This is a genomic window from Variovorax restrictus, from assembly GCF_051216715.1.
Classification (GTDB): Bacteria; Pseudomonadota; Gammaproteobacteria; order Burkholderiales; family Burkholderiaceae_C; genus Variovorax.
Genome location: NZ_JBPJZH010000001.1, coordinates 1,795,135 through 1,821,706, shown reverse-complemented (window position 1 = coordinate 1,821,706; position 26,572 = coordinate 1,795,135). Strand labels below are relative to the sequence as shown.

Annotated in this window: 21 protein-coding genes, 2 tRNA genes and 1 pseudogene; 8 read left to right on the top strand and 16 right to left on the bottom strand. The window is 68.0% G+C overall.

Translation table 11 applies throughout. The annotated features are described in order from the left end of the window. Positions 1-9 precede the first annotated feature (9 nt). Positions 10-1,362: an MATE family efflux transporter gene (locus ACSFA0_RS08600; protein ID WP_435450926.1), complete on the top strand. Its 1,353-nt coding sequence runs from the start codon at positions 10-12 to the stop codon at positions 1,360-1,362. Here the strand turns inward: ACSFA0_RS08600 and phoR are convergent. From phoR to pstS, 7 genes are read right to left on the bottom strand one after another with little or no spacing between them, the layout of a single operon-like run. Further along, on the bottom strand, positions 1,316-2,656 hold the full coding sequence (gene phoR / locus ACSFA0_RS08595) for a phosphate regulon sensor histidine kinase PhoR (protein ID WP_435449781.1): 1,341 nt from the start codon (positions 2,654-2,656) through the stop codon (positions 1,316-1,318). The two genes, ACSFA0_RS08600 and phoR, sit on opposite strands and share 47 nt — an antisense overlap. Positions 2,657-2,697: 41 nt before the next feature. Continuing rightward, a complete protein-coding gene (gene phoB / locus ACSFA0_RS08590) occupies positions 2,698-3,390 on the bottom strand; it encodes a phosphate regulon transcriptional regulator PhoB (RefSeq protein WP_286646633.1) in 693 nt (230 codons plus the stop codon). A gap of 15 nt (positions 3,391-3,405) precedes the next feature. Beyond that, positions 3,406-4,107: a phosphate signaling complex protein PhoU gene (gene phoU, locus ACSFA0_RS08585; RefSeq protein WP_435449780.1), complete on the bottom strand. Its 702-nt coding sequence runs from the start codon at positions 4,105-4,107 to the stop codon at positions 3,406-3,408. A gap of 10 nt (positions 4,108-4,117) precedes the next feature. Further along, complete coding sequence (pstB, locus tag ACSFA0_RS08580; RefSeq protein WP_435449779.1) at positions 4,118-4,900, bottom strand: phosphate ABC transporter ATP-binding protein PstB; 783 nt, start codon at positions 4,898-4,900, stop codon at positions 4,118-4,120. A gap of 12 nt (positions 4,901-4,912) precedes the next feature. Next, positions 4,913-5,797, bottom strand: a complete 885-nt coding sequence (gene pstA / locus ACSFA0_RS08575) for a phosphate ABC transporter permease PstA (RefSeq protein WP_435449778.1) — start codon at positions 5,795-5,797, stop codon at positions 4,913-4,915. A 58-nt stretch (positions 5,798-5,855) separates the two neighbouring features. Then, complete coding sequence (gene pstC / locus ACSFA0_RS08570; protein WP_435449777.1) at positions 5,856-6,905, bottom strand: phosphate ABC transporter permease subunit PstC; 1,050 nt, start codon at positions 6,903-6,905, stop codon at positions 5,856-5,858. Between the two features lie 51 nt (positions 6,906-6,956). Further along, positions 6,957-7,994: a phosphate ABC transporter substrate-binding protein PstS gene (gene pstS / locus ACSFA0_RS08565; protein WP_435449776.1), complete on the bottom strand. Its 1,038-nt coding sequence runs from the start codon at positions 7,992-7,994 to the stop codon at positions 6,957-6,959. Positions 7,995-8,220: 226 nt separating this feature from the next. Between pstS and ACSFA0_RS08560 the strand changes: the two genes are divergently transcribed. Next, complete coding sequence (locus tag ACSFA0_RS08560) at positions 8,221-9,738, top strand: Ppx/GppA phosphatase family protein (protein WP_435449775.1); 1,518 nt, start codon at positions 8,221-8,223, stop codon at positions 9,736-9,738. 15 nt (positions 9,739-9,753) lie between these two features. On the opposite strand, the gene ACSFA0_RS08555 is transcribed toward ACSFA0_RS08560, so the two are convergent. From ACSFA0_RS08555 to ACSFA0_RS08545, 3 genes are all read right to left on the bottom strand, one after another. Beyond that, positions 9,754-10,215: a SixA phosphatase family protein gene (locus ACSFA0_RS08555; RefSeq protein WP_435449774.1), complete on the bottom strand. Its 462-nt coding sequence runs from the start codon at positions 10,213-10,215 to the stop codon at positions 9,754-9,756. A 15-nt stretch (positions 10,216-10,230) separates the two neighbouring features. Beyond that, entirely contained in the window at positions 10,231-12,393 is a 2,163-nt protein-coding gene (gene ppk1, locus ACSFA0_RS08550; protein WP_435449773.1) for a polyphosphate kinase 1, read from the bottom strand. Between the two features lie 124 nt (positions 12,394-12,517). Next, entirely contained in the window at positions 12,518-13,384 is an 867-nt protein-coding gene (locus ACSFA0_RS08545; RefSeq protein WP_435449772.1) for a GNAT family N-acetyltransferase, read from the bottom strand. A gap of 121 nt (positions 13,385-13,505) precedes the next feature. Here ACSFA0_RS08545 and ACSFA0_RS08540 point away from each other — a divergent pair, with 121 nt between their 5' ends. The 4 genes from ACSFA0_RS08540 (at position 13,506) to ACSFA0_RS08525 (ending at position 16,322) form a co-directional block, all read left to right on the top strand. Continuing rightward, complete coding sequence (locus tag ACSFA0_RS08540; RefSeq protein WP_435449771.1) at positions 13,506-15,197, top strand: FAD-dependent oxidoreductase; 1,692 nt, start codon at positions 13,506-13,508, stop codon at positions 15,195-15,197. 81 nt (positions 15,198-15,278) lie between these two features. Continuing rightward, positions 15,279-15,983, top strand: coding sequence for a glutathione binding-like protein (locus ACSFA0_RS08535; protein ID WP_435449770.1), 705 nt, complete (start codon positions 15,279-15,281; stop codon positions 15,981-15,983). Between the two features lie 54 nt (positions 15,984-16,037). Next, a tRNA-Pro gene (locus ACSFA0_RS08530) sits at positions 16,038-16,114 on the top strand. 131 nt (positions 16,115-16,245) lie between these two features. Beyond that, positions 16,246-16,322: transfer RNA gene (locus ACSFA0_RS08525), tRNA-Arg, on the top strand. 36 nt (positions 16,323-16,358) lie between these two features. Here ACSFA0_RS08525 and ACSFA0_RS08520 read toward each other — a convergent pair. From ACSFA0_RS08520 to ACSFA0_RS08500, 5 genes are all read right to left on the bottom strand, one after another. Then, on the bottom strand, positions 16,359-16,778 hold the full coding sequence (locus ACSFA0_RS08520; RefSeq protein WP_435449769.1) for a BLUF domain-containing protein: 420 nt from the start codon (positions 16,776-16,778) through the stop codon (positions 16,359-16,361). Between the two features lie 121 nt (positions 16,779-16,899). Continuing rightward, positions 16,900-19,752, bottom strand: coding sequence for a cation-translocating P-type ATPase (locus ACSFA0_RS08515; protein ID WP_435449768.1), 2,853 nt, complete (start codon positions 19,750-19,752; stop codon positions 16,900-16,902). A 1-nt stretch (position 19,753) separates the two neighbouring features. Continuing rightward, positions 19,754-20,866: an Acg family FMN-binding oxidoreductase gene (locus ACSFA0_RS08510; RefSeq protein ID WP_435449767.1), complete on the bottom strand. Its 1,113-nt coding sequence runs from the start codon at positions 20,864-20,866 to the stop codon at positions 19,754-19,756. Next, positions 20,863-21,432, bottom strand: coding sequence for a DUF1003 domain-containing protein (locus tag ACSFA0_RS08505; protein ID WP_435449766.1), 570 nt, complete (start codon positions 21,430-21,432; stop codon positions 20,863-20,865). The genes ACSFA0_RS08510 and ACSFA0_RS08505 overlap by 4 nt, the downstream gene beginning before the upstream one ends. 106 nt (positions 21,433-21,538) lie before the next feature. Further along, entirely contained in the window at positions 21,539-21,910 is a 372-nt protein-coding gene (locus ACSFA0_RS08500; protein WP_435449765.1) for a hypothetical protein, read from the bottom strand. 137 nt (positions 21,911-22,047) lie between these two features. On the opposite strand from ACSFA0_RS08500, the gene ACSFA0_RS08495 reads away from it, so the two are divergent. Both ACSFA0_RS08495 and ACSFA0_RS08490 read left to right on the top strand, forming a co-directional pair. Beyond that, on the top strand, positions 22,048-23,580 hold the full coding sequence (locus ACSFA0_RS08495; protein WP_435449764.1) for a bifunctional aminoglycoside phosphotransferase/ATP-binding protein: 1,533 nt from the start codon (positions 22,048-22,050) through the stop codon (positions 23,578-23,580). Positions 23,581-23,663: 83 nt separating this feature from the next. Beyond that, a complete protein-coding gene (locus ACSFA0_RS08490) occupies positions 23,664-24,962 on the top strand; it encodes an acetyl-CoA hydrolase/transferase family protein (RefSeq protein WP_435449763.1) in 1,299 nt (432 codons plus the stop codon). Positions 24,963-25,834: 872 nt separating this feature from the next. On the opposite strand, the pseudogene ACSFA0_RS08485 reads toward ACSFA0_RS08490, so the two are convergent. Then, positions 25,835-26,550: pseudogene (locus tag ACSFA0_RS08485) on the bottom strand (Crp/Fnr family transcriptional regulator). Positions 26,551-26,572: the final 22 nt, after the last annotated feature.

Genomic DNA, 26,572 nt, shown 5'->3' with positions numbered 1-26,572 from the left:
GAACGCCGGATGATCGCGCGGCACGCCGGCACCGTGCTCGCCGGCCAGTTCGCGGTGATGGCCTTCGGCGTCACCGACACCATCGTGGCCGGCCGCTATGCGCAGGACGCCCTCGCGGCGCTGTCCGTCGGCTCGGCCATCTTCATCAGCGTGTTCGTGGCCCTCATCGGCGGTCTCCAGGCGCTGCTGCCGGTCTGGGCCGAACTCCACGGCGCGCGGCGTCAGGCCGAGGTGGGCCGATCGGTGCGCCAAGCCCTCTACCTGTGCGGCGGCGCCATCGCCCTCGGCATGGCGGTGCTGCTGATGCCCGGCGCCCTGCTGCGCTGGACCGCCGTGCCCGACGCCATGCGCGGCGATGTCGAGGCCTACCTCGCCGTGCTGGCCTTCGCGTTACCGCCCGCGCTGCTGTTCCGGCTGTTCAGCACGCTCAACCAGGGCCTGGGCAAGCCGAAGCTCGTGACCTGGGTGCAGATGGGCGCGCTGGCGCTCAAGGTGCCGCTGTCGATCTGGTTCGCATTCGGCGGCGCCGGGGTGCCGGCGCTCGGCCTGGTCGGCTGCGGGTGGGCCACGCTGGTGGTCAACTGGGGCATGTTCGCGCTGGCAGTGTGGCTGCTGCGCACCCAGGACTTCTACCGCGCGTACGGGCTCTGGGCGCGCGTCGAGCCGCCCGACTGGCAGCAGTTGCGGCGATTCGCCCGGCTCGGCATCCCGGGCGCGTTGTCGGTGCTGGTCGAAGTCACCTCCTTCACGCTGATGGCGCTGTTCATCGCGCGCCTGGGCGCCACGGCGTCGGCGGCGCATCAGATCGCTTCGAACCTCACCGCCGTGGCCTACATGGTCCCGCTGTCGCTGTCGATCGCCACCAGCGCGCGCGTGAGCTACTGGCTGGGCGCGGGCGACGCGACCCAGGCGCGACGGGCCTGCGCCCGCGGCTTCGAGCTGACGTTGGGGGGCGCCCTGGTCATCGCATCGCTGATGGTGGCCGCGCGCGGATGGCTCGCCGACATCTACACCGACGACCTGGCCGTCACAGCGCTCGCGACCACCCTCCTCCTCGCAACGGCTTGCTACCACCTGGCCGATGCCACCCAGACACTCTGCGTGTTCGTGCTGCGCTGCTACCGCGTGACGATCGCCCCGCTGGTGCTCTACTGCGCGCTGTTGTGGGGTGTCGGCCTGGGCGGCAGCTACCTGCTGGCCTATCGCGGCCTGGGCCCCTGGCCGGCCATGCAGTCACCGCTGGCCTTCTGGCTGATGAGCGCCGCAGCGCTGTGGCTGACCGCGCTGCTCTTCGCGGCGCTGTTGTGGCGCACGCTCAGGCGAGCGCGCTTGCCGGAGCCCGCGCCGCCCGCACCCGCGTGACCGGGAAGGTCAACGTGAATCGCGAGCCGTGCCCCACGGTGCTCTCGATGCGCAGCTCGCCGCCATGGCGCTGCGCCACATGCTTGACGATCGCCAGACCCAGGCCGGTACCGCCGGTCTCACGCGAACGGCTGCGGTCGACGCGGTAGAAGCGCTCGGTCAGCCGCGGGAGGTGCTCCGCCGCGATGCCCGGGCCGCTGTCGCGCACCGCGTACTCGCCGCGGCCGTCTGGCAGCACACGCCAGGTCACGACCACTTCGCCGCCGCCAGGTGTGTAGCGGACCGCGTTGTTCAGCAGGTTCGACATCGCGCTCTGCAGCTCGGTCGGCACGCCGGCAATCTCGGAATCGGCCTCGATCTTGAAGGACAGGCGATGCCCCGCCTGCGGCGCTAGCCGACTCGACAGCCCGCGACCCTCGTCCTCGCACTGCGCCATCAGCGCCCGCACGCGTGTCCACTGCGTGGCCGGCGGCGCGGCGCTGCCCTCCAGGCGCGACAGCGTGAGCAGGTCGTTCACCAGCGTTTCCATGCGGTGCGACTGCTGCGCCATCAGGCCCAGGTAGCGGGCGCGCTCCTCGGGCTCGAGCGGCAGGTTCTGCAGCGTCTCGACGAAGCCTGCGAGCACGGTCAGCGGCGTTCGGATTTCATGCGAGACATTGGCCACGAAGTCCCGGCGCATCGCCTCGGCCTGCTCGACGGCCGTGACGTCACGCGAGAGCAGCATGCGGCGATTGCCCGCATACGGATGCACCTGCACCGACAGCCGCATCGGCTGGCCGCGACCACGTGCGTGCGTCGCGTCGATGACCACATCGCGGCTGTAGTTCCACGACGCCAGGTACGCGACGAAGGCCGGATCGCGCACCAGATTCGCCAGGTGCTGCGCCACGTCACGCTCGGCATCGATGCCGAACTGCGCGCTCGCGGTCTGGTTGCACCATTCGATGCGCCCTTGTTCGTCCACCAGCACCACACCGTTGGGCGACGCCTGGAAAGCCGCCAGGAATTCCTGCAAGCGCTCCTGCGCCAGCCGGGTCTCCTGTTCGCGTTCGCGCAGCAACTTTCGGATGCGGTCGGCCAGATCGCCCCAGATTCCCGGCGCGCGCGACTGCAGGCCCGAACCACCCTGGCGAAGCACATCGAGCAGCCGGTTCGCGCGCCAGGCGTCGAGCGCCAGCCAAGCGAGCGCACCGATCCAGGCACCCCAGCCCACATAGGGCCAGCCGAACAACCAGCTGGCGAGCGCCGCCGCGACCGCCGAAGCCGTCAGGAAAGTGGCGATGCGAAAAGGCATGGCGGGCGATTATCCGCCGCGCGCGCGGCGCGAGGGGCGGTTCAAACGGTGGCTTGCGCCGTCAGGCGATAGCCGGCGCCGCGCACGGTCTCGACCATCGGTGCCGCAGCGCCGAGCGATTCGCGCAGGCGCTTGACGTGCACGTCGACCGTGCGCTCCTCGATGTAGACGTGGTCGCCCCACACCTTGTCGAGCAGCTGCGCGCGGCTGTGCACGCGTTCGGCATGCTGCATCAGGTAGCCCAGCAACTTGAACTCCGTCGGGCCGACCTTCAGCGGCGCGCCCTGCCAGGTCACGCGGTGCGTGGCGGTGTCGAGCACCAGCTCGCCGATCTCGACACGCTCGGCCACGGCCTCCGGCGCACGCCGGCGCAGCACGGCGCGGATGCGCGCGAGCATCTCCTGCGTGGAGAAGGGCTTGGTGATGTAGTCGTCGGCACCGGCGTCGAGGCCGGCAACCTTGTCGGGCTCGTCGCCGCGCGCGGTCAGCATGAGGATCGGGACGGACTTGGTGCGCGGGTCCTTGCGCCACTGGCGCGCCAGCTGCAGCCCGCTCTGGCCAGGGAGCATCCAGTCGAGCAGGATCAGGTCGGGCAGGAAGGCGTCGATCTCGCGCTGCGCCGACACCCCGTCTTCCGACCAGATCGGCTCGAAGCCGTTGTGGCGCAGGTTGACGGCGATCAGCTCGGCGATCGACGACTCGTCTTCGACGATCAGGACGCGTGGTTTTTTCATTCGCTTGGGTGTCGCTTACTGCAGCGCAGACTCGATTTCCTGCATCGAAGTGTGCCGCACGTCCGCGCCCTTGACGATGTAGATGATGAATTCGGCAATGTTCTTGGCGTGGTCGCCAATGCGCTCGATCGCCTTGGCGAGGAACAGCAGGTCGAGGCTGGCCGAGATGGTGCGCGGGTCTTCCATCATGTAGGTGACCAGCTTGCGCACGAAGCCGTCGAACTCCTGGTCGATCAGGTCGTCTTCCTTCAGGATCGACAGCGCCGCGGCGGTGTCGAGCCGCGCGAAGGCGTCGAGTGCCTTGCGCAGCAGGCCCGAGGCCAAATCGGCGGCCACGCGCAAGTCCGACGACGGCAGCGCACGCGACGAGCCGCTCTCGATGATCGATTTGACCATCCGCGCGATCTTGTTGGCCTCGTCGCCCACGCGCTCGAGGTTGGCCGTGGTCTTGCTGATGGCGATCAGCAGACGCAGGTCGCGGGCCGTCGGCTGACGACGCGCGATGATCGACGACAGCTCGCGGTCGATTTCGATCTCCATCGCGTTCACGCTGATCTCGGTTTCGATCACGCGGTCGGCGGATTCGGTGTCGAACTGCGCCAGCGCGTAGACCGCTTGGCGGATCTGCGACTCGACCATGCCGCCGAGCTCCATCACGCGCGACGAAACGCCGTTGAGTTCGCTGTCGAACTGGCTGGACAAATGCTTTTCGGTCATCGCTGTCTCCTTAGCCGAAACGGCCGGTGATGTAGTCCTCGGTCTCTTTGCGCTGCGGCTTGAAGAACATCTGTTCCGTCGCACCGAACTCGATCAGGTCGCCCAGGTACATGTAGGCGGTGTAGTCGCTGCAGCGGGCGGCCTGCTGCATGTTGTGGGTCACGATGACCACCGTGTATTCGCTCTTCAGCTCGGCGATCAGTTCCTCGATCTTCGCGGTGGAGATCGGGTCCAGCGCGGAGCACGGCTCGTCGAGCAGCAGCACCTCGGGCTTGATCGCGATGCCGCGTGCGATGCACAGGCGCTGCTGCTGGCCGCCAGACAGGCCCGAGCCGCTCTGCTGCAGCTTGTCGCGCACTTCGGTCCAGAGGGCGGCCTTCTTCAGGGCCCATTCGACGCGATCGTCCATGTCGCTCGCGTTCAGGTTCTCGAACAGCTTCACGCCGAAAGCGATGTTGTCGTAGATTGACATCGGGAACGGCGTCGGCTTCTGGAAGACCATGCCGATCTTGGCGCGGATCAGCGCCACGTCCTGCTTGGACGTCAGCAGGTTCTCGCCGTCGATGGCGATCGTGCCTTCGGCGCGCTGCTCGGGGTACAGCTCGAACATGCGGTTGAAGGTGCGCAGCAAGGTCGACTTGCCACAACCCGACGGGCCGATGAAGGCCGTGACCTTGTTCTCGGGAATCTCGAGGTTGATGCCCTTGAGGGCGTGGAACTTGCCATAGTAGAAGTTCAGGTCCTTGACCGAAATCTTCGATGGCGAGGGCTGGGGTGCGACAGTGGTGGGCATGGGACGCCTTCCTTAGAGTTTGCTGCGCGTCAGAACTCGCGCGAGGATGTTGAGTGCGAGCACGGCCACGGTGATCAGGAACACGCCGGCCCAGGCCAGGTGCTGCCAGTTCTCGTAGGGGCTCATGGCGAACTTGAAGATCGTGACCGGCAGGCTGGCCATCGGCTGGGTGACGTCCGAGGTCCAGAACTGGTTGTTCAGCGCGGTGAAGAGCAGCGGTGCTGTCTCGCCGGCGATGCGGGCGACGGCGAGCAAGATACCGGTGACGACACCGGCACGCGCCGCCTTCAGCGTGATGCTCAGGATGACTCTCCACTTCGGCGCGCCGAGGGCGTAGGCCGCCTCGCGCAGACCGGGCGGCACCAGCTGCAGCATGTTCTCGGTGGTGCGGATCACCACCGGAATCACGATGAGTGCCAGCGACAGCGCCCCAGCCAGGCCGGAGAAGGTCTTGAAGTAGGCCACGACCACCGCATAGACGAACAGGCCGATCACGATCGACGGCGCCGACAGCAGGATGTCGTTGACGAAGCGGGTCAGGTTCGACAACCAGCCCGTGGGGTTGTATTCGGCCAGGTAGATGCCGGCCATGATGCCGATCGGCGTGCCGACGAAGGTGGCCATCAGCACCATCACGAAGGAGCCGAAGATCGCATTGGCGATGCCGCCGGCTTCGTTCGGCGGCGGCGTCATCTCGGTGAAGGTCGCGATCGCCAGGCCGCCGACGCCCAGGCGCAGCGTCTCCCACAGGATCCACATGAGCCAGAACACGCCAAAGGCCATGGCGGCCAGCGACAGCGTCAGTGCGATCTGGTTGACACGCTTGCGGCTGGCGAACTTCGCCGCGCGGGTTTCGTTGAGCGTCTTGATGCTCAGGAGTTTCTCAGCGGTAGTCATTTGCAAACCTTCTCCCTGCGGGCTTCGGTATGACCGCCTTCGGGCGGCCGTGCGGCGGTCACGATGCCTTCCCTTCGCTCTTCTTCATGCGTTGCAGCAGGATCTTCGACAGCGTCAGCACGACGAAGGTGATGAAGAACAGCACCAGGCCGAGGTACATCAGTGCGGCCTGGTGCAGGCCGGCGCCGGCTTCGGCGAATTCGTTGGCGAGTGCCGACGTGATGCTGTTGGCGGCCTCGAAGACCGACAGCGAGTTGAGCTGGTTCATGTTGCCGATCACGAAGGTGACGGCCATCGTCTCGCCCAGTGCGCGGCCGAGGCCGAGCATGATGCCGCCGATGACGCCAGCCTTGGTGTACGGCAGCACCACCTTGGAGACGACCTCCCAGGTGGTGGAACCGAGGCCATAGGCCGACTCCTTCAGCAGCGGCGGCGTGACTTCGAACACGTCGCGCATCACCGAGGCGATGAAGGGAATGATCATGATGGCCAGGATGATCCCGGCCGACAGGATGCCGATACCCACTGGCGGGCCCGACACCAGCGCGCCCAGGTAGGGCACGCCGGAAAAAAGACTTTGCAGCGGCTGCTGCACATAGGTCGACAGGATCGGCCCGAACACGAGCAGACCCCACATGCCGTACACGATGGAGGGCACCGCCGCCAACAGCTCGATGGCCGTGCCCAGCGGGCGCTTCAGCCATGCCGGCGACATCTCGGTCAGGAACAGCGCGATACCGAAGCTCACCGGCACGGCGATCACCAAGGCGATGAACGACGTGGTCAGCGTGCCGTAGATCATCACCAGGCCACCGTACTCATCCTGCACCGGGTCCCACACGCTGCTCGTGAGAAAGCCCAGGCCGTACTTGGTGATGGCGGGCCAGGCACCGACGACCAGCGACAGCAGGATGCCGAAGAGCAGCAGCAGCGTCAGCAACGCGGCGCCCTTGGCGGCCCAGCCGAAGAGACGATCGGTCAGGGCGCCGGTGCGCGGCCGCTTGGCCGGTGGCGGTGTCGCGGAAGCGCGAGCACGCTCGGCCGTGAGGTCGAGCGCCTGGGGATTGGCAGGGAAGGTAGATGACACGGGCTGCTCCGGTGGAGACATGGGAGACGCGCCGTGGAGCGGATTGCTGCTCATACGGCGCGCCGGTCCTGCTTACTTGTACGCGATGGCCTTGCCCGAGCCGTCTTTGATCTGACCCCAGCTGGTGGCGATGGTGGCCTTCACGGCGTCAGGCATCGGCACGTAGTCCAGGTCGTCGGCGGTCTTGTCGCCCGTCTTGTAGGCCCATTCGAAGAACTTCAGCACCGTGGCCGCGTTGGCGGGCTTGTCCTGCGACTTCTGCATCAGGATGAAGGTGGCGCCGGTGATGGGCCACGATTGTGCGCCCGGCTGATTCGTCAGCACTTGGTAGAAGCTCTTGCTCCAGTCGGCACCGGCTGCAGCCGCCTTGAAAGCCGTGTCTTCGGGCGACACGAAGCTGCCTGCTGCGTTCTTCAGCTGGGCATAGGTCATCTTGTTCTGCTTGACGTACGCATACTCGACGTAGCCGATCGAGTTGGGCAGACGGTTCACGAAAGCGGCGACGCCTTCGTTGCCCTTGCCGCCGGCGCCCACGGGCCAGTTCACGGCCGTGCCTTCGCCGACCTTGCTCTTCCACTCGGCATTGACCTTGCTCAGGTAGTTGGTGAACAGGAAGCTGGTGCCCGAACCGTCGGCGCGGCGCACCGGCGCGATGGCGGCGTCAGGCAGCGCCAGCGAACCGTTCAGGGCCTTGATGGCGGGGTCGTTCCACTTGGTGATCTTGCCCAGGTAGATGTCGCCGAGCACTTCGCCGCTGAGCTTGAGTTCGCCCGGCTTGATGCCGGTGATGTTCACCACGGGGATCACGCCGCCGATGACGGTAGGGAACTGCATCAGGCCCTTGGCTTGCAGTTCTTCGTCCTTCAGCGGTGCGTCGGAGGCGCCGAAATCGACCGTCTTGGCTTCGATCTGCTTCAGGCCAGCGCCCGAACCGACCGACTGGTAATTCACTTGCGTGCCGGTGGCCTTGGCGAAGTCGTTGGCCCACTTGGCGTACAGCGGTGCGGGGAAGCTGGCGCCGGCGCCGGTCACGTTCTGGGCGAAGGCGGGGACTTGAGCGAAAGCGGCGGCCACGAGGCCGGCGGCTGCAAATTTGAAGGTCGTTTTCATGAGGCTTCCTTTGTGAAGTCAGGCAATCCCGAATCGGGCTGAGCGGACTGTAGGAAGCTTGTGTGACATCGATATGACATCGCTCTGCCCAATGAAACGAGGCCCTGCGAGGGCTGCGGCTTCGTGACGCCGTCACAGAACCGTCACGTTTCGCTACGGGCGCTGCGGCTACCATGGCGTCTGCTTTTCTCTCCCTGCGTCTGGTCTGCGACCGCCCTCCTCCTTCATGCAAAACGGCACCCTTCTCGCTGCGGTCGACCTCGGCTCCAACAGCTTTCGGCTCGAAATCGGTCGCGTCGACCACGGCCAGATCCATCGGACCGAGTACCTCAAGGAGGTGGTGCGTCAGGGCAACGGGCTCGACAGCAGCCGCAACCTGACCCCCGAAGCCATGCAGCGCGGCTGGGACGCCCTGGCGCGCTTCGGCGAGCGGCTGGCCGGCTTCAAGCGCTCGCAAGTGCGCGCCGTGGCGACGCAGACGCTGCGCGAGGCCCGCAACCGAGACGAGTTCCTGCTGCGTGCCCGCACGGCGCTCGGCTTCGGCATCGACGTGATCCCCGGCCGAGAAGAAGCCCGGCTGATCTACCAGGGCGTGGCGCACATGCTGCCGCACAGCGACGTGTCCGACCGCGAGCGCCGTCTGGTGATCGACATCGGCGGGCGCTCCACCGAGATGATCATCGGGCGCGCGCTCGAAGCCCAGGTGATGGAGTCGTACCGGGTCGGCAGCGTCGCCTGGTCGATGAAGCACTTCCCGCAGGGCCAGTTCACCACCGCCGCCTTCCGTGCTGCCGAGATCGCGGCCAAGGCGGTGCTCGACGACGCGTTGTCGACCTACGCGGCGGACCAGTGGGACGTCGCCTACGGGGCCTCCGGCACGATCGGCGCGGTCGGCGATGTGCTGGCCGCCTCCGGCGCGACGCCGGGCCTGGTCACGCGGGAGGGCCTCGACTGGCTGCTCGACCGCCTGCTCAAGGCCGGCAGCGTCGAGAAACTGCGTCTGGACGGCATGCGCGAGGACCGCAAGGCCGTGATCGGCGGCGGCATCAGCGTGCTGCGCGCCGTGTTCGACCTGCTCGACATCCGCGAAATGAAAGTTGCCCAGGGCGCGTTGCGCCACGGCGTGTTGTACGAGCTGCTAGAGCGCGACGACAGCGTGGCCGACCTTCGGGCCAGCACGGTCGCCCGGCTGGCCACCCGCTTCGCCGCCGATGCAGCGCAGGCCAAGCGCGTGGGCGACATCGCGTCGGCGCTCTACGTGCAGCTCGACCCGGCGGCGCGCGGCGGCGGCACGACCAGCCGCGCCGGGCGCGCGCTGCGCAAGCTGGGCTGGGCCGCACAACTGCACGAGATCGGCGCACTCGTCTCGCACAGCGACTACCACAAGCACGGCGCCTACATCCTCGACAATGCCGATGCGCCAGGCTTCGCCACCAACGAACTTCACCATCTGAGCCAGCTGGTGCTGGGCCACCGCGGCAAGCTGCGCAAGCTCGAGGCGGCGCTGGACGACGAAACCTTCGTCGCACAGCTGCTGGCGCTGCGGCTGGCGGTCATCCTTTGCCACGCGCGGCGCGACCCGGACGCCCAGGCCCTTCGCCTGACGAAGATCGATGACCGCAGCTTTGCGCTGGCCTGCCGCGACGAATGGTCGGAGGCCTACCCGCAGTCGGCCCACCTGCTGCGCGAGGAATCGCTGGCCTGGCAGAAGACCGGCTGGCGGCTCGCCCTCAGCGGCTGCTGAGCAAGCCAGACGCCCTTACAACAGCTCGGGCGCCTGCACCGTCACCACGACGGTCTGCACGTCGCCGTCGCGCTCCCGCGTGCGGATCCACCAGACCGAGCCCTTGCGCACCGGGCAGCTGTCCTGCTGCATGCCGAGCAGCAGCGCGATGGCCTGGCCCAGTGCCGGCTGATGGCCGACCAGCAGCATCACCGACTTGCCGTTCGGCCAGCCGGCCGCCGCCAGCAAGCCGTCGGGGGTGGCGTCGGGTGCCAGTTCGTCACGCAGCTTGTACTTGCGGCCAAGCGCGAGCGCGGTCTGTTCGCAGCGGCGCGCCGGGCTGCAGATGATGCGCGTGCCTTCGGGCAATTGCCGATCGAGCCAGCCCGCCATGCGCTTGGCCTGCTTTTCGCCGCGCGCCGTGAGCGAACGCTGCATGTCGTCGCAGCCCTCGGTCCAGTCATCGGCCTCGGCGTGCCGCCAGAAGATCAAGTCCATGGCTGAATTCCTCCTTCAGTTCGACCGCCCACCGAGCCCGCGCGAGGCGTACCGGCCCATCAATGCCGCCTGCGCCCCGTGCACCTCGATGCGACGCGAGGCGCCCGCTTCGCCCGGGTAGGTGTCGCTGTTGACGCGCCGGTACACCCCGTCGGCGCCCAGGTCCCAGGCGTCCTGCCCGTCATGCAGGTAGGCCACCAGACATTCGTCGATCAGGCGCTGGCGCAACCCCGGGTCGGTCACCGGCCAGGCCAGTTCGACGCGCCGCATCATGTTGCGGTTCATCCAGTCGGCGCTCGACAGGTAGAGCGACTCGTCCGGGCCCTTGCGGAAATAGAAGACCCGCGAGTGTTCGAGGAAGCGGCCGATGACCGAGCGCACCCGGATGTTCTCGGTCAGCCCCGGCACCTGCGCCGGCAGGGTGCAGGCGCCGCGCACGATCAGGTCGATCTTCACGCCCTTCTGCCCGGCCCGCACCAGCGCATGCACCAGCGCCTCGTCGGTCAGCGCATTCATCTTGGCCACGATGCGCGTCGGCTCGCCCAGCGCCGCCGCCGCGCCGAGCGCATCGATCTGCGCGACCAGGTTGCGGTGCAGGTCGAAGGGCGCGAGCCACACACGGTGGAGCTTGGGCAGCCGGCTCTGGCTGGCCAGATGCACGAACACCGCTTCCATGTCGGTCGTGAGCAGCGGGTCGGCCGTGAGGTGGCTGATGTCGGTGTAGAGCGCCGCGGTGCGCGGGTTGTAGTTGCCGGTCGACAGGTGACCGTAGCGCACCAGGCGCTTGCCCTCGCGGCGCGTCACCAGCAGCATCTTGGCGTGGGTCTTCAAGCCGACCACGCCGTACACCACCTGCGCGCCGATCGACTCCAGCATCTCGGCCCAGTTGATGTTGGCCTCTTCGTCGAAGCGCGCCTTGAGCTCGACCACCACGGTCACTTCCTTGCCGCGGCGCACCGCTTCGCGCAGCAGGTCCATCAGCGCGGAGTTGGTGCCGGTGCGGTAGATGGTCTGCTTGATGGCCAGCACCTGCGGGTCGAGCACCGCCTCGCGCAGGAAGGCGAGCACGCCGTCGAAACTCTCGAAGGGCTGGTGGATCAGCACGTCGCCGCGCTGCAGCCTATCGAAGAAGGACTGGCCCGTCGACAGCGTGATCGGGTAGGACGCCGTGTACGGCGCGAAGCGCAGCGGGTTGAACTGCGGCTCGTCGAGCAGGTCGATGACCTGCGTGAGCCGTGCCAGGTTGACCGGCCCGTGCACGCGGTAGAGCGACTGCGGCGGCAGGTTGAACTGCGCCAGCAGAAAGCTCGCGAGCGACTCGGCGCAGCTGGCTGACACCTCGAGCCGCACGGCCTGGCCGTAGTGACGATGCTCCAGGCCCTGGCGCAATGCGGTGCGCAGGTTCTTGACGTCTTCCTCGTCCACCGCAAGGTCGGAATGGCGCGTGACACGGAACTGCGAGAAGTCACCCACCTCGCGGCCGGGGAACATGTTCGACAGATGCGCCCGCACCACGCTCGACAGCGCCACGAACAGCGTCTGGCCGCCCGACACCTTCGCCGGCATGCGGATGATGCGCGGCAGCACGCGCGGCACCTTCAGGATGGCGATCGGGTTCTCGCGGCCGAAGGCGTCCTTGCCGGCCAGCCGCACGATGAAGTTGAGCGATTTGTTCGCCACCTGTGGGAACGGGTGCGACGGGTCGAGCCCGACCGGAATCAGCAGCGGCCGCACCTCGCGCTCGAAATAATCGTGCACCCACTTGCGTTGCGCCGGGTTGCGCTCGCCGTGCGACACGATCTGCACGCCATGCTTGGCGAAGGCTGGCATCAGCTCGTCGTTGTAGAGCGCGTACTGCGTGTCGACCAGCGCGTGCGCGGCCTCGGCCAGGCGCTCGAAGGACGCGACGGTCTCGTTGCCCTTGGCTTCGCCCAGGCTGGCGGCGATCAGGTGCGGCGCGGCGCGCACCTCGAAGAACTCATCGAGGTTCGACGAGACGATGCACAGGTAGCGGAGCCGCTCGATCAGCGGCACCTCGGGGCGCTTCGCCCAGTCGAGCACGCGCTGGTTGAACGCCAGGATGCTGTGGTCGCGGTCGAGCAGCGTCAGTGCGGGCGCGGAAGGCGCCTCGGGGGCGGCCGGCGTGTCGGCCGGTGGCGGGGCCGTGAAGGGCTGCATGGTCAATGATTCTGTCGCAAGGAAACCGACGGTCCCTGTCAGCGGGTGGATGACAGTGTCGAGGCCTCTCATGACATTTTCGTGACGCTGTCACATTCGCCCGTGACACGCGTCAGTTTCCGCGTCAGTTCCCCAGGAAATGCTTGCGGTAGCGCGGCGGCAGGTCGTCGATGCGCATGAGCATCGGCAGGTCGGCGGTGTTGAAGTCCGGGTCCCAGGCGGGGGCGCCGAGCACCCTGGCGCCCAGCCGCAGGTAGCCCTTGATCAGCGCGGGCGGCTCGACGACCAAGTCGCTGTTCAAGCGCTCGACCGGCAGCGGCAGGCGCGGCTGCACCTGGTACTGGATCGGCGCCATGTGCGTGGTCGACAGCTGCCGCCAGATGCTGGCCGCCGCGTCGCCGCCGTTGACGCCGTTGTGCTGCATCGGGATGCTGGCGCAGCCGATCATCGTATCGAGCCGGTTGCGGTGCATGAAGCCGGCCAGCGCGCCCCACAGTGCCAGGATGACGCCGCCCTGGCGGTGGTCGCGGTGCACGCAGCTGCGGCCGAGCTCGACCATGCGTTCGCGCAGGTCGCGCAGCCGGGTCAGGTCGAACTCGGTGTCGCTGTAGGTGCTGCCGATGCGGCGCGCCTGGGCCGGCGTCAGCACGCGGTAGGTGCCGATCACCTGGCCGGTGGCTTCCTCGCGCACCAGCAGGTGCTCGCAGAAGTCGTCGAACAGGTCGATATCGTGGCCTTCGAGGGTCGTGGTCAGGCGCGCGCCCATCTCGCCGGCGAAGACGTCGTGGCGCAGGCGCTGCGCGGCGCGCACGTCGTCCTGGTGGCGGGCCCAGCTCACGGTGATGCCCTGCCCCGCCGCACGCGGCGCCTCCACGACGATCGGTGCGGCGGGCACCGTGGCCGGCAGCCGGGTCGACGGGGGTGCCCGCCAGAAGGCCGGTCGGGCGCCCAGTTGGGACAGCGGGAACATCGGATTGGGCAGTTCTTGCATGGGGACCCTTCTTCGTTCGGGCGAGTCTCCAGCCCCCAAGTGAAAGTGCCGTGTCTCTCCGATGGCAGTTACGTGACGGCGGGCCAGGTTGTCTAATGCCGCTCAACCGACAGGAGTTGCTATGGCCGACGAAGCAAGAATCGAAGTCGAAACCCGACGCCATCAGATGTTCCCCGTGCTGTCGCACGCCGACATCGACCGGATGCGCCGCTTCGGCACCGTGCAGCGCTACGCGCAAGGCGACTGCATGTTCAGGGCTGGCGAGCCCGGGCTGGGCCTGTTCGTGCTGCTCGACGGCCACGTGGAGATCACCCAGCGCGACGGGCTCGGCCACACCGTGCCGATCGGGCGCCAGGGCCCGGGGCAGTTCATGGCGGAGATCGCGCAGCTCTCGGGCCGGCCTTCGCTGGTCGACGGCCACGCCGACACCGACGTCGAGGCGCTGCTGATCCCACCGGAGCAGCTGCGCGCGCTCATCATCGCGGAGGCCGACCTCGGCGAGCGCCTGGTGCGGGCGCTGATCCTGCGGCGCGTCGCGCTGATCGAGTCCGGTGCCAGCGGCCCGGTGCTGATCGGCCCGCCGGACACCGCCGACGTGCGGCGCCTGCAGAACTTCCTCACCCGCAACGGCCACCCCTACCAGGTGGTCGATTCGACACTGGAAGCCGACGCCGCGGCGCTGCTCGAGCAGTACGGCGAGGCGACGCTGCTGGTGGCCTGCCCCAACGGCTCGGTGCTGATGAACCCGAGCGAAGACGCGCTGGCCCGCTGCCTCGGCATGATCGACAGCGCGGCGCACGACGACCTGTTCGACGTGGTCGTCGTCGGTGCCGGCCCGGCCGGGCTGGCCACCGCGGTGTACGCCGCATCCGAAGGCCTGCGCGTCATCGTGCTCGACTGCCGCTCCTACGGCGGCCAGGCCGGCGCCAGCGCACGCATCGAGAACTACCTGGGCTTCCCCACCGGCATCTCCGGCGGCGCGCTGGCCGGCCGGGCCTATGTGCAGGCGCAGAAGTTCGGCGTCGAAATGCTCATTCCGTCGGAAGTCGCCTCGCTCGACTGCAGCGGCGCGGCCAAGGGCGAGATGTCGATCCAGCTGGCCGACGGCCGCCGCCTGCGCGGGCGCACCATCGTGATCGCCAGCGGCGCCCGCTACCGCCGGCCCGACGTGCCGCGCCTGCGCGAGTTCGAGGGACGTGGCATCTGGTACTGGGCGTCGGCCCTGGAGGCGCGGACCTGCGCGAAGCAGGAGGTCGCGCTGGTCGGCGGCGGCAACTCGGCCGGCCAGGCGGCGGTGTTCCTGTCGCGGCAGGCCGCCAAGGTCAACGTGCTGGTGCGCGGGCCGTCGCTGGCGGCCAGCATGTCGCGCTACCTCATCGACCGCATCGAGGCCACGCCCAACATCGAGCTGCACCCCTACACCGAACTGGTCTCGCTGCATGGCGACCCGCACACCACCGGCCTGGAGGGCGCGACCTGGCGCCACCGCCGCACGAAGGAAGAGTACGACTGCCCGGCGCGCAACATCTTCCTGTTCGTCGGCGCCGAACCCGAGACCGGCTGGCTGGCCGGCTGCGAGGTGGCGACCGACCGCAACGGCTTCGTGCTGACGGGTGCAGCGGCGAGCGGTGGCTTCCCGGCACGACCGGCGGCGCCGCTCGAATCGAGCGTGCCCGGCGTCTTCGCGGTGGGCGACGTGCGCTCCGGGTCGGTCAAGCGCGTGGGCGGCGCCATCGGCGAAGGCGCGGCGGTGGTTGCCCAGATTCACCAGCACCTCGCCGCCGCCAACGCCGCCAGCCTGAGCGGCGCCTGAGGCGGGCCAAGCCGCGCAGGCCGTGCGAAAAGACGGGGCCGCGTTTATGCTGGCGCCCCCTCCCATCGCCGGTACACCGACATGCCCCAAGCACCGATCGACGTCTATTCCTGGCCCACGCCCAACGGCCACAAGGTCCACATCATGTTGGAGGAATGCGGCCTCCCCTACTTGGCCCACCCGGTCAACATCGGCAAGGGCGACCAGTTCGCCCCCGACTTCCTGGCGATCAGCCCCAACAACAAGATCCCGGCCATCGTCGACCCGCAGGGGCCCGACGGCCAGCCGATCTCGCTCTTCGAGTCCGGCGCGATCCTGGTGTACCTCGCCGGCAAGACTGGCCGCTTCATGCCCGAGGGCGACCGCGCCCGCTACGACGTGCTGCAGTGGCTGATGTTCCAGATGGGCGGCGTCGGCCCGATGCTCGGGCAGGCGCATCACTTTCGCCTCTACGCGCCCGAGAAGCTCCCCTACGCCATCGAGCGCTACACCAACGAGGCCAAGCGCCTCTACGGCGTGATCGACAAGCGCCTGTCGCAGAGCGCCTTCATCGCGGGCCCGGACTACTCCATCGCCGACATCGCCATCTTCCCGTGGCTGCGCAGCTGGGAGAACCAGGGCATCGTGCTGACCGAGTACCCGCACCTGAAGGCATGGTTCGACGGCATCGCCGCGCGGCCGGCTGTGCAGCGCGGCGTGAAGGTGCTGGCCGACCTGCGCAAGCCGCTCACCGGCGACAAGGAACGGGACATTCTTTTCGGAAAATCGCAGTACGCGAAGCGCTGAGCATTCAGCCTTCGGCAGTCTCGCCCCAAAGTCAGGCTAGAATCGCGGGCTTGTCGGGGCGTAGCGCAGCCTGGTAGCGCATCTGCTTTGGGAGCAGAGGGTCGTGAGTTCGAATCCCACCGCCCCGACCATTGGAAAAGTGAAAGCCGGTGAAGACTGCAAGGTCCTCACCGGCTTTTGTCTTTCATGCCTCACCAAGGCATGCATGGCAAAATCCGCGCCGCAGCCGATGGCGCGCAACGCGCCTTCAGCCCTGCATCTTCTGCCCGTAGCTCAGTTGGATAGAGCACCTGCCTTCTAAGCAGGTTGTCGGGGGTTCGATCCCCTCCGGGCAGGCCATCGAGCCATTCACGTTCGCTCGAAGGCACCCAGCGTTCAGCTGAGCTTCCACCCGGGCGCACGCGCCAGCGCCCGAAGCATCGGTGCGGCAGTGCTCGGATCCGCGGCATAGAAATCGAGCCGAGCCTCGGGAGAGAAGCTGCGGAAGATGGCGCGCGTGTTGTCGTCCCACTCCAGAAGCGCCATCGACCACTCGGGAAAGGCGCGCTTTGTAATGCCGCGCCGTTCGAGCGGGGTGACGCTCCCGTGGCGCTTGTCGGCTCGAATGCTTTTGAACAAGGCGTCCACCTTGCTTTCTTCGCCTTCCAGATACTGCATGTACACGCCATCCAGATAGCAGAGCACCCCGGTCACTTCAAGTTCGGGATTGACGCGGCGGGACCATTCGAGAATGGCGGACAGGTCCTGGTCGGAGCGGCCGTGGCTTCGGCTGGCGTAAACGAGGCGTATGAGCATCGGAACATGGTACGTCTCATGCGCCCGCCCAGGCCCTGCGCATGATCAATGAAGGCAGGTCATCGAAGGCCAGTGACGGCGTCGCGGGGCGGGCGCGCGCGAGCGGGGAGGCGACTCTGGATCATTGCGTCGCGCCGCGCTCGGAGGCCCTGACGCACGGGCGCCTCCAGCGAATCACCAGTTTGCGCAATTCGCTGTACCAGAGCACCACGCTCGCCATCGCGGCGCACAGCAGCCACTGGTCGGGCGAGAGCGGCGCGGTGCCGAAGGCGAGATTGAGGAACACCAGGTGCACCACCGCCACCTGCAGCGCCACCGACAGCGCGATGGCCGCCCACAGCCAGCGGTTGACGAACAGGTGCGAGAAGGCACTGCGGCTGTCGGAGCGGGCGTTGAAGCAGTTGAAGAGCTGCGCCAGCACCAGCGTCGTGAAGCCGGCCGTGCGGGCGGTGGTCAGGTCGTGGTGGCCGTCGATCATGCCGCCGGGCAGGGAGATGTCGATGGTCAGCAGCGCCGCCAGCGCCATCACCAGGCCGATCTGGATCACGCCCGACCACATGCGCAGGTCGATCACGCGCTCGCTGCGGCCGCGCGGCTTGCGGGCCATCACGTCGTCGGTCGATGGGTCGACGCCCATGGCCAGCGCCGGGCCGGAATCGGTGACGAGGTTGATCCAGAGGATCTGCGTGGCAAGCAGCGGCAGCACCACAGCCCCTTCCGCGCCGACCAGCCCCAGCACGCCGGCGCCGACCACGCCCAGGAACACGGTGAGTACCTCGCCCATGTTGGACGACAGCAGGTAGCGCAGGAACTTGCGGATGCTGTCGAAGATGCCGCGCCCTTCGCGCACCGCCGCGACGATGGTGGCAAAGTTGTCGTCCACCAGGATCATTCGCGCTGCCTCGCGCGTCACCTCGGTGCCGGTGATGCCCATCGCGACGCCAATGTCGGCCGCCTTCAACGCCGGCGCATCGTTGACGCCGTCGCCGGTCATGGCGACGACGTTGCCGTCGGCCTGCAGCGCGGCCACGATGCGCAGCTTGTGCGCGGGCGCCACGCGCGCGAAGACCGCGGTGCGGCGCACGGCTTGGGCAAAGGCGGCGGCGTCCAGTGTGTCGAGTTCCAGCCCGGTGAGGGCCGTCGCGCCCGGCGTCACGATGCCCAGATCCGCCGCGATGCGGGCCGCCGTGCGCGGATGGTCGCCGGTGATCATGATCACACGGATGCCGGCGCGCTGTGCCTCGCGAATCGCCACGGCCGCTTCCGCGCGGGGCGGATCGATGATGCCCACCGTGCCGGCGAAGACCAGCCCGCGTTCGAGCGCATCGAGCCCATCGACGGTGTCCATCGCCGACGCCTGCTCCTGTTCCGTCAGGGGCCGGTAGGCCACGGCGAGCGTGCGCAGCGCGGCGTCCGACAGCGCGTCGACATCGGCCACGATGCGCGCGCGCATCGCCGCGTCGAGCGCCCTCACCGCCCTGCCGACCCGCACGTGGGTACAGCGCGCCAGCAGCACGTCCGGCGCGCCTTTGGTGATGAGCACCGCCTGGTCGCCGTGCTCGTGATCGCGCTCGAGCGTCGACATCATCTTGCGCTCGGACGTGAACGGGATCTCCGCAATGCGTTCGAAGCGCCGCACCCGCCGCGCAGTCAGCCCCATCTTGCGTTCGGCCACGAGAAAGGCCGCTTCGGTCGGGTCGCCATGGATCGACCACGCGCCGTCCGCGTCCTGGCGCAGTTGCGCATCGCCGGCCAGACTGCCGCCGGCGAGCACCACGGTCTGCTCGTCGCGCAATGGCCCGGCGGGCAGCTCGGCGCCGTCGTGCTCGACCCGCCCGGTCGGCGCGTAGCCCGCGCCGGTGATGCGGGTGCTGCCCGAGGCGGTCACGACGCGTTCGATCGTCATCTCCGCACGCGTGAGCGTGCCGGTCTTGTCGGTGCAGATCACCGAGGCGGCGCCCAGCGTCTCGACCGACGACAGGTTCTTGACGATGGCGTTGTGCTTCGCCATGCGCTGCACGCCCATGGCCAGCACCACCGACAAAATCGCCGGCAAGCCTTCGGGCACCGCCGCCACCGCGAGCGATACGCCGAGCAACAGCACCGCGACCACGTCGGCTGCCGTGCGGATGTCGAAGATCAGCAGGATCGTCGCCACCACCACCGTGGCGATCACGACCACCGCGATGCCCAGCATGCGCCCGATGCGGGCCACCTCGATGCCGAGCGGCGTCGGCGCTTCGACGGTGGCGTCGAGCATGCCGGCGATGGCGCCCACCTCGGTGTGCATGCCGGTGGCGGTGACGACGGCTCGGCCGGTGCCCTGCGCGATGGCCGTGCCCTTGAACACCATGTCGAGCCGGTCGCCCAGTGCAGCGGGTGCCGACAGCGTCGTCGCGTCCTTCAGCACGGCCTCGCTCTCGCCCGTCAGCGAGGCCTCGAGCACCCGCAACGACGATGACTGCAACAGCCGGGCATCGGCGCCGACCGCATCGCCCTCGCCCAGCACCAGCAGGTCACCCGGCACCAGCTCGGTGCTCGGCACGCGCAGCGCGTGACCGTCGCGCACGACGGCCGACGTGACCGCCGTCATGCGGCCCAGCGCGGCAACCGCGTTCGCCGCCTTGGCCTGCTGGACGAAGCCGAGCACGCCGTTGAGCAACACGACGATCGCGATCACGAGTGCATCCAGCGGCCAGCCGGCGAAGCCTTCGATCGCCCAGGCGCCCAGCGCGATGCCGATCGCGGCCAACAGCAGGTAGATCAACGGGTCCTGGAACTGCGCCAGGAGGCGCCGCCATGTCGCCACGGCGGGCACGCCGCGCAGTTCGTTGCGGCCGTGTTCGACCAAACGCCGCGCGGCCTCCTGCGCGGTGAGTCCGCGCTCGGCGTCGGCATCGAACGCCTGCAGCACCTGATCGGCCGCCTGCACCGACGGATCGCCGATGGCGCGACGGTCCAGCGCGTCGGTCATGTCATGCGCGCGTCAGCACCGCAGACAGGGGCCGCCGCAAGGATCTCGGCATCTCCGCGCCCCGGCCGAAGCGCACGACCAGGTCCGGACGACGCGCGCCCAGACCGAGATCGTGCGCCAGCCGCGGCCGCACGCTGGCGACTTCCACGGGCTGATTGAGGAAGGCATTGCGGATGCCGAGCGCCGTCGCCTGCAACGCGAAGCGCTGGTAGCAACGTCCGACCTCCACCCAGTGCGCCGGATCGTTGCGCTCGGCCACGAACACGGCGATGCCCGCCGAACTGCGAATCTGCTTCGCATACTTGTCGTTCTCGCTCTGCGCGGTGAAGAAGCGCGAGAAGAGCGGTTCGCCCAGCCAGCGCGGCACCGACAGATTGCCGGACGCACGCGTGAACAAGCCGTCGCCCGTGCGGACCGCCTCAGCGTCGTCGAAGCGAATCCAGCGTTTGAGTTCATCGACGAATGCCGCGTCGGCCATCTGCAGGGTGTTGGCGGCGACGACATGGGCCAGGATCGTCTCCATCGCGGTCTTGTCGTCGAGGATCAGCAGCTGGACGCCGCGGCCGGTGCCGGCCTGCGCCAGCAACTTCAGTTCCTCGGCCGACACCGGTTGGCCGTCGAATTCGTGGCGCGTGCATTGCCGCGTGAAGATGGCCTTGTACAAGTCGGAGGCAGCCGCTCGGGTCGGGTCGAGGCGGATCCGCACGCCGGCCACGGCATCGAAGGTCGCCTCCGCTTTCAGCCCATGCGCCAGCGCCGCCTGTACGAGGTTCTCCGTGGCGCAGCCGAGCGACACGAAGAGATGGTGGTCATCCGGATCGACGGTCGGGCATCGGCGCGACAGATCCGGCAGCACGGAGATGGCGCTGTCGTGCAGAACGAACTTCCAGCACTGGGTGTTGTGACTCGACGGCGCCAGCGTGGCACAGCGCACCAGTTCCTCGAGCAGCGGCGCGCGACCCGTCGCGGCGGGAGGATCCGGCCGCCAGGTGCGTTGAACCGCCTCGGCGTAGCTCGGGTCGCCGGTGCCCGGGGAGCATCCGCTCAGCAGCAGCGGCGGGGTCAATGCGCCGGCGCAGCGCGTCGAGAAATCTCTCCGAGTGATGTGCGTCATGTCCCGCCCTTGCGCGATGGTTCAGCCGGGCCGGCGAGCGCCTTCAGGAGGTCGAGCTGCTCCTGTTGCATGGCCAGCAACGCCGCCCACTGGGTTTCCCGCAGCAGGTCGATCTTCTCGTGCAGCAGCATGATCTCCAGCTCCGCCTTGAGATTGACTTCGTAGTCGTGCGCCGCGCTGACGCGGTCCTTCTCCGACTGGCGGTTCTGCGACATCAGGATGATCGGCGCCTGGATCGCCGCGAGCATCGACAGGAACAGGTTCAGCAGGATGTACGGGTACGGGTCGAAGGTGCGTCCGTTGTTGAGCAGCAGCACGGCGTTCAGCCACACCCACACGATCATGCAGCCCGCGAACAGACCGACGAACGTCCACGAGCCGCCGAACGACGCCACGGCATCCGCGGCGCGCTGGCCGAGCGACGTCGTGGCGTCCAGGTCCTTGGCCAGATTCCGCGCGATGTGGGTTCGCTCGGCAATGTGCCGGACCACGCGGCGGGTCGGCTCGTCGAGCGGTTCGAGCTGCACGCCCAGCAGTCGGGAGACGTTGTCGCGGTTCTTGGGCATGGAATCGTTCAGGGAGAAAAACGCTGCTGACGCATGTCGAGCGGACTGTCTGAGCGGCGGTGCAGAGCGCGCCTCAGAAGCGCGGCGCCACCCCGGCCACGAAGGATCACCGTCGTGCAGCCAGGTCGGGCGGGAGGCCGGGAACCGAAGGCTCGAGCCGCGTCACCGGGGCGACCATCGGCGGGTAGCGGTAGATGGTTTCGTTCAGGTAGCGCGTGACATCCTCGATGTCGCTCTCACTCCAGCCCAGACCGGAAGCATCCTGCCAGCGGCGAACCTCGCGGTTGAGCGACGACCAATCGGTGGCCACTCGCTTGTCGCGCCAGTGCATCTGCGACGTGTGGCACGTGATGCAGTGCGTCGAGTAGAGCAGTTCGCCCCGGCTTTGCGCCTGCGCTGCCGGCGCGAGGAGCAGTGCCCCCAGAAGCGCGCCAACGCCCACGGCGCCAGCGTGGCTGGATTTGGAATGCGGTGTCATGCGTCAGCTCCTTGAGAAGGGGCCGCCGAGTCATGCCCCGAGCCCATGATGCGCCCTTGTTGGATGCGCGACCATGCGCTGGCGCAAGTCCCGCGCTCACGGCTGACGGGCCCGTATTTGCCTGTATGGTGCATCGCATGCATCCTTCGTCCCCCCTGGCCGCGGCGCGCGCCCGTGTTGCGGCGCTCCAGGCCTCGCTCACCGCCAGCGACGGCGCGCCGGCAACGCTGGTCGAGACCCACATCTCCTGGCTGCTGCTCGGCAGGTCGACCGCCTACAAACTGAAGAAGCCGCTGAAGCTGCCCTTCCTGGACGCGACGACGCTGGCTGCGCGGCGAGGGTTCTGCGACGAAGAGCTGCGACTGAACCGGCAACTGGCGCCCTCGCTCTATCTCGACGTGGTGGAGATTCGCGACGACGGCCAGGGCGCCACGTTCGGCGGCTCCGGGGCCGTGCTCGATGTCGCGGTCCGCATGCGGCGGTTTCCGGACGGCGCCTTGTGGCGCGAGATGCTGATCGCCGGCACGCTGGCGCCGCATCATGTCGACGACATGGCGCAAACGCTGGCCAGGTTCCACCGCGGCGCGGCGGTCGCGCCGGCCGGCAGCGCGTTCGGCTCTGCCGCCGCCCACGCGCAGGTGGTGCAGGGCCTGGACGAAACGATCCAGGCGCCGGCACTTCGCACCTGGATGACCCGTCAGCTCGAAGCGCTGGCGCCCTGGTGGTCGGCGCGCCAACGCCAAGGCCATGTCCGCGAATGCCACGGTGACCTGCACCTGGGCAACGTGTTGCAACTGGACGGACAGGCCGCCGCTTTCGATGGCATCGAGTTCGATGCCGCACTGCGCTGGACCGATGTGATCGACGACGTCGCCTTCCTCGCCATGGACTTGCTGGCGAACGGCTGTCGCATGCTGGCCTTTCGGTTCCTCAACGCCTACTTGTCGGCGACCGGCGACTACGACGCCCTGCCCGGCCTGCGTTTTTCGATGGTGTGTCGCGCGCTGGTGCGCGCTCAGGTGACCGCCCTGGCCCAGAAGCAGGGCGTGCCGCCGGTCGATGGCTGCGATGCCCGTGCCTACCTTGCGCTTGCGCAGGCGCTGCCGACCGCAGCCGACCCTCGGCTGGCGATCACGCACGGGCTTCCAGGGTCGGGCAAGAGCTTCGTGTCGCAAGGCGTGCTCGAAACCGCGGGCGCTGTCTGCGTGCGCTCCGACGTCGAGCGCAAGCGCTTCTTCGGGCTCGAGGCCGCGGTGTCGTCCCGGGATCGGGTGGCCGGCGGCATCTACGACCCGGCCACGACACAGCGCACCTATGCGCGCCTTCACAGCGTTGCCGACACCACCCTGCGCAGCGGCTGGCCGGTCATCGTCGATGCGGCCTTCCTGCGTCGCTCCGAAAGGGCCGCGTTCGCGGCGCTGGCGACCGGCGTCGGCGCGCCGTTTTCCGTGCTCGATTGCCACGCCGCGCTCCCGCTGCTTCGGCAACGCATCGCCGCGCGGCAGGCCGCAGGCACGGACGCGTCGGAAGCCGATCTGGCGGTGCTGGACAAGCTGGCGGGCGCCGATGAGGCGCTCAGCGCCACCGAGCGCGCGGCCGCGCTTGTCGTCGATGCCGCAGCACCCGTGTCATTGCCGACGATCGCCGCGCAGTGGCTCGCCGCGACCTGACGACCTGCAGCCTTTCAGGCCCTCAGGGGAAACCGGCGGCTCATGACCTCGACACATCGCCCCGATCTGTCGAACAATCGGCCATGAGCTCCACACAAGCGACGTACCAAAACAAGCGCATGTCGGCCGCCGAGGCGGTGCAACTCGTGCGCCACGGCGACACCATCATCGTGCCCACCGGCGTCGGCGAGCCGCCGACGCTGCTGAAAGCGCTGTCGGAACAACGCCTCGATTTCCGGGACGTGAAGGTCTGCCAGATCCTGGCGATGCGCAAGTACGGCTACCTCGACCCGGACACCACCGCGCATGTGCGCCACGTGGCCTTCTTCTTCGGTGGCGCCACGCGCGCTGGCGGCCAGGCCGGCTGGATCGACTTCATCCCCAACTGCTTCTCCGAGATCCCGGCGCAGATCGAGCGCGGGCAGATCGGCGCGGACGTGGTCTTCAGCATGGCGTCGCCCATGGATGCCGACGGCAACTTCGCGCTCAGCCTCGGTGCCGACTACACGATGGCGGCGGTGGCAAGGGCGCGCGCGGTGGTGCTCGAAGTCAACCCGAACGTGCCCTTCGCCCACGGCAACTGCCATGTGCACATCTCGCAGGTGGCCGCGCTGGTCGAAGACGACGCGCCGGTGCTCGAGGTGGGCCTGCCGAAGATCGGTCCGGTGCAGGAAGCCATCGGGAAGTACGTGGCCGACATGATCGACGACGGCTCGACGCTGCAGATCGGCTATGGCGGCATCCCGGATGCGGTGGTCATGCAGCTCACGCACAAGCACGACCTGGGCATCCACACCGAGATGATCGGCGACGGCATCCTCTCGCTGGTCGAATGCGGCGCGGTCAACAACCGCCGCAAGAGCTACCTGCCCGGGAAGATGGTGGCGACCTTCGCGCTGGGGTCCAACAAGCTCTATCGCTTCATGGAGCGGAACCCCGCCCTGGAGATCCACCCGGCGAACTTCACGAACGACCCCGCGCTGGCCGGGCTGAACGACAGGCTCATGGCCATCAACGCCACGCTGCAGATCGATCTGCTCGGGCAATGCGGCTCCGAGAGCCTCGGCCTGGCGCCGATCTCCGGGACGGGCGGTCAGTCCGACTTCGTGCGGGCGGCCAATCGCTCCCGCGGCGGCAAGGCGTTCATCGTGCTGCCGTCGACAGCGCGGGACGACACCATCTCGCGCATCGTGCCGGTGCTGTCACCGGGCACGCATGTCAGCACCAGCAAGAACGACGTCAACTACGTGGTGACGGAATACGGCGTCGCCCAGTTGCGCGGCAAATCGGCCCGGCAGCGCGCGCTCGAACTTATCGGCATCGCACATCCGGCGTTTCGCGCCGAGCTCAAGGCGCAGGCCACGGCACTTCGCATTCTTTGAACGCAGACTTTCCCAGAGCAACGTCTGGCGGCGCGCAGCCGAGGCACCTACCGGCCTCTCCATTCGAACGACGAGAAGTCCTGCAGGGAGGCATGACTGAAGACGGTCAGCAATGTGCTTTGTACGTTGGCTCGAGGATCGAGCGATGCCTGCAATGAAAGGCGCCCTCGCCCATGGACCGCGCAGCCTGATCCGAGCATGACCTGCATCAGTGCTTGCTCCAACGCGCGTCGGTCGACCATCCACGCGGGACACGCTCGATCGACGGACACAGTCACGTCGACGCCAGCGCCGAGCCTACGTCGCAGAAGGTCGGCGAACGAGCACAGAAATGGCAGCACCTCGACGGACACGGGAAGCGACGCCCTGCGTTCGGTGACAGAAAGCAGCACGGCCGCAAAGGCGTCTGCGTCCTGAAGGTCGACCGGCCCTCCCGAAGCCGTAGCGCCAGACCCTTGCCTCTGCGGCACCGGACACGCGACCCGTCGGATCCTGAAGCACGAGAGCGCGATCGGGGTCGGTGTTTCGGCCACCCGCCCTCGAGCCGCCACATCGCGCGCGGCTGCCTCGCCCGGGTCTGCCTTCGGAACCTTCATGACCACCGACTGTGCCGCCCGGCACGAAGTCTGACTGTCTGCCAGCGCACAGACGGCCGCAGACAACACGCCGACAGTGTGGCGCCTTGCCCGCCTTCGCGGTTGGCGTTCACACGAACGCTCGCATGATCGGGATCACCATCATGGACCAGGCGTCTGCCTCCTGTTGTTCACCGATGGCACTCGCCTGATGGAAAGCTCAACCTGTCCACCAACAGCGATCTGACCTGCTACGCGGTCAACAACCGGCTCATCGCCTGACGAAGTGCTTGCGTGTCATTGCGCCGTGCGATCGGGCAGCAGCCGGTCGTACTCCTTCTTCACCACGGCATAGCACTCGCAACTGCGGCGCTCGATGCCCTCCCGGTCGAGCACATGGATGTGTCCGCGCGCGTACCGGATCAACCCGGCTTTCTGCAGCTTGAGCGCACCTTCGGTCACGCCTTCAAGCCGAACGCCGAGCATGTTGGCGATCAGCTCCTGGGTCATGACCAGCTCATTGCTCTCCAGCCGGTCGAGGCTGAGCAGAAGCCAGCGGCAGAGCTGCTGGTCCAGTGTGTGGTGCCGGTTGCACACGGCCGTCTGCGCCATCTGCGTGATCAGGGCCTGGGTGTAGCGCAGCAACAGGTGAAGCACCGGCGCACGGTTGAACTCGTCCTTCATCACGGCCGCGCTCAGCCGGAAGGCACGGCCCGCGCTTTGAACGACGGCGCGACTGGTGGTCGATTCGCCCCCCATGAACAGCGAGATGCCGACCACACCTTCGTTGCCGACCACGGCGATCTCCGCGGACGCGCCGTTCTCCATCACGTACAGCAGCGACACGATCGCCGTGGTCGGGAAGTACACATGGCTCTGCACGCCGCCGGATTCATACAGCACCTTGCCCAGCGGCAGGGTGACGGGCTCGAGCTGCGGAAGCCAGCGCAGCCACTCGCCTGCGGCAGTGCAGCCAGCAGGTGGTTCTGTTTCGGATGGGTGGTGGTGGGCATTCGAGGGGGGTGTCCAGGGGTT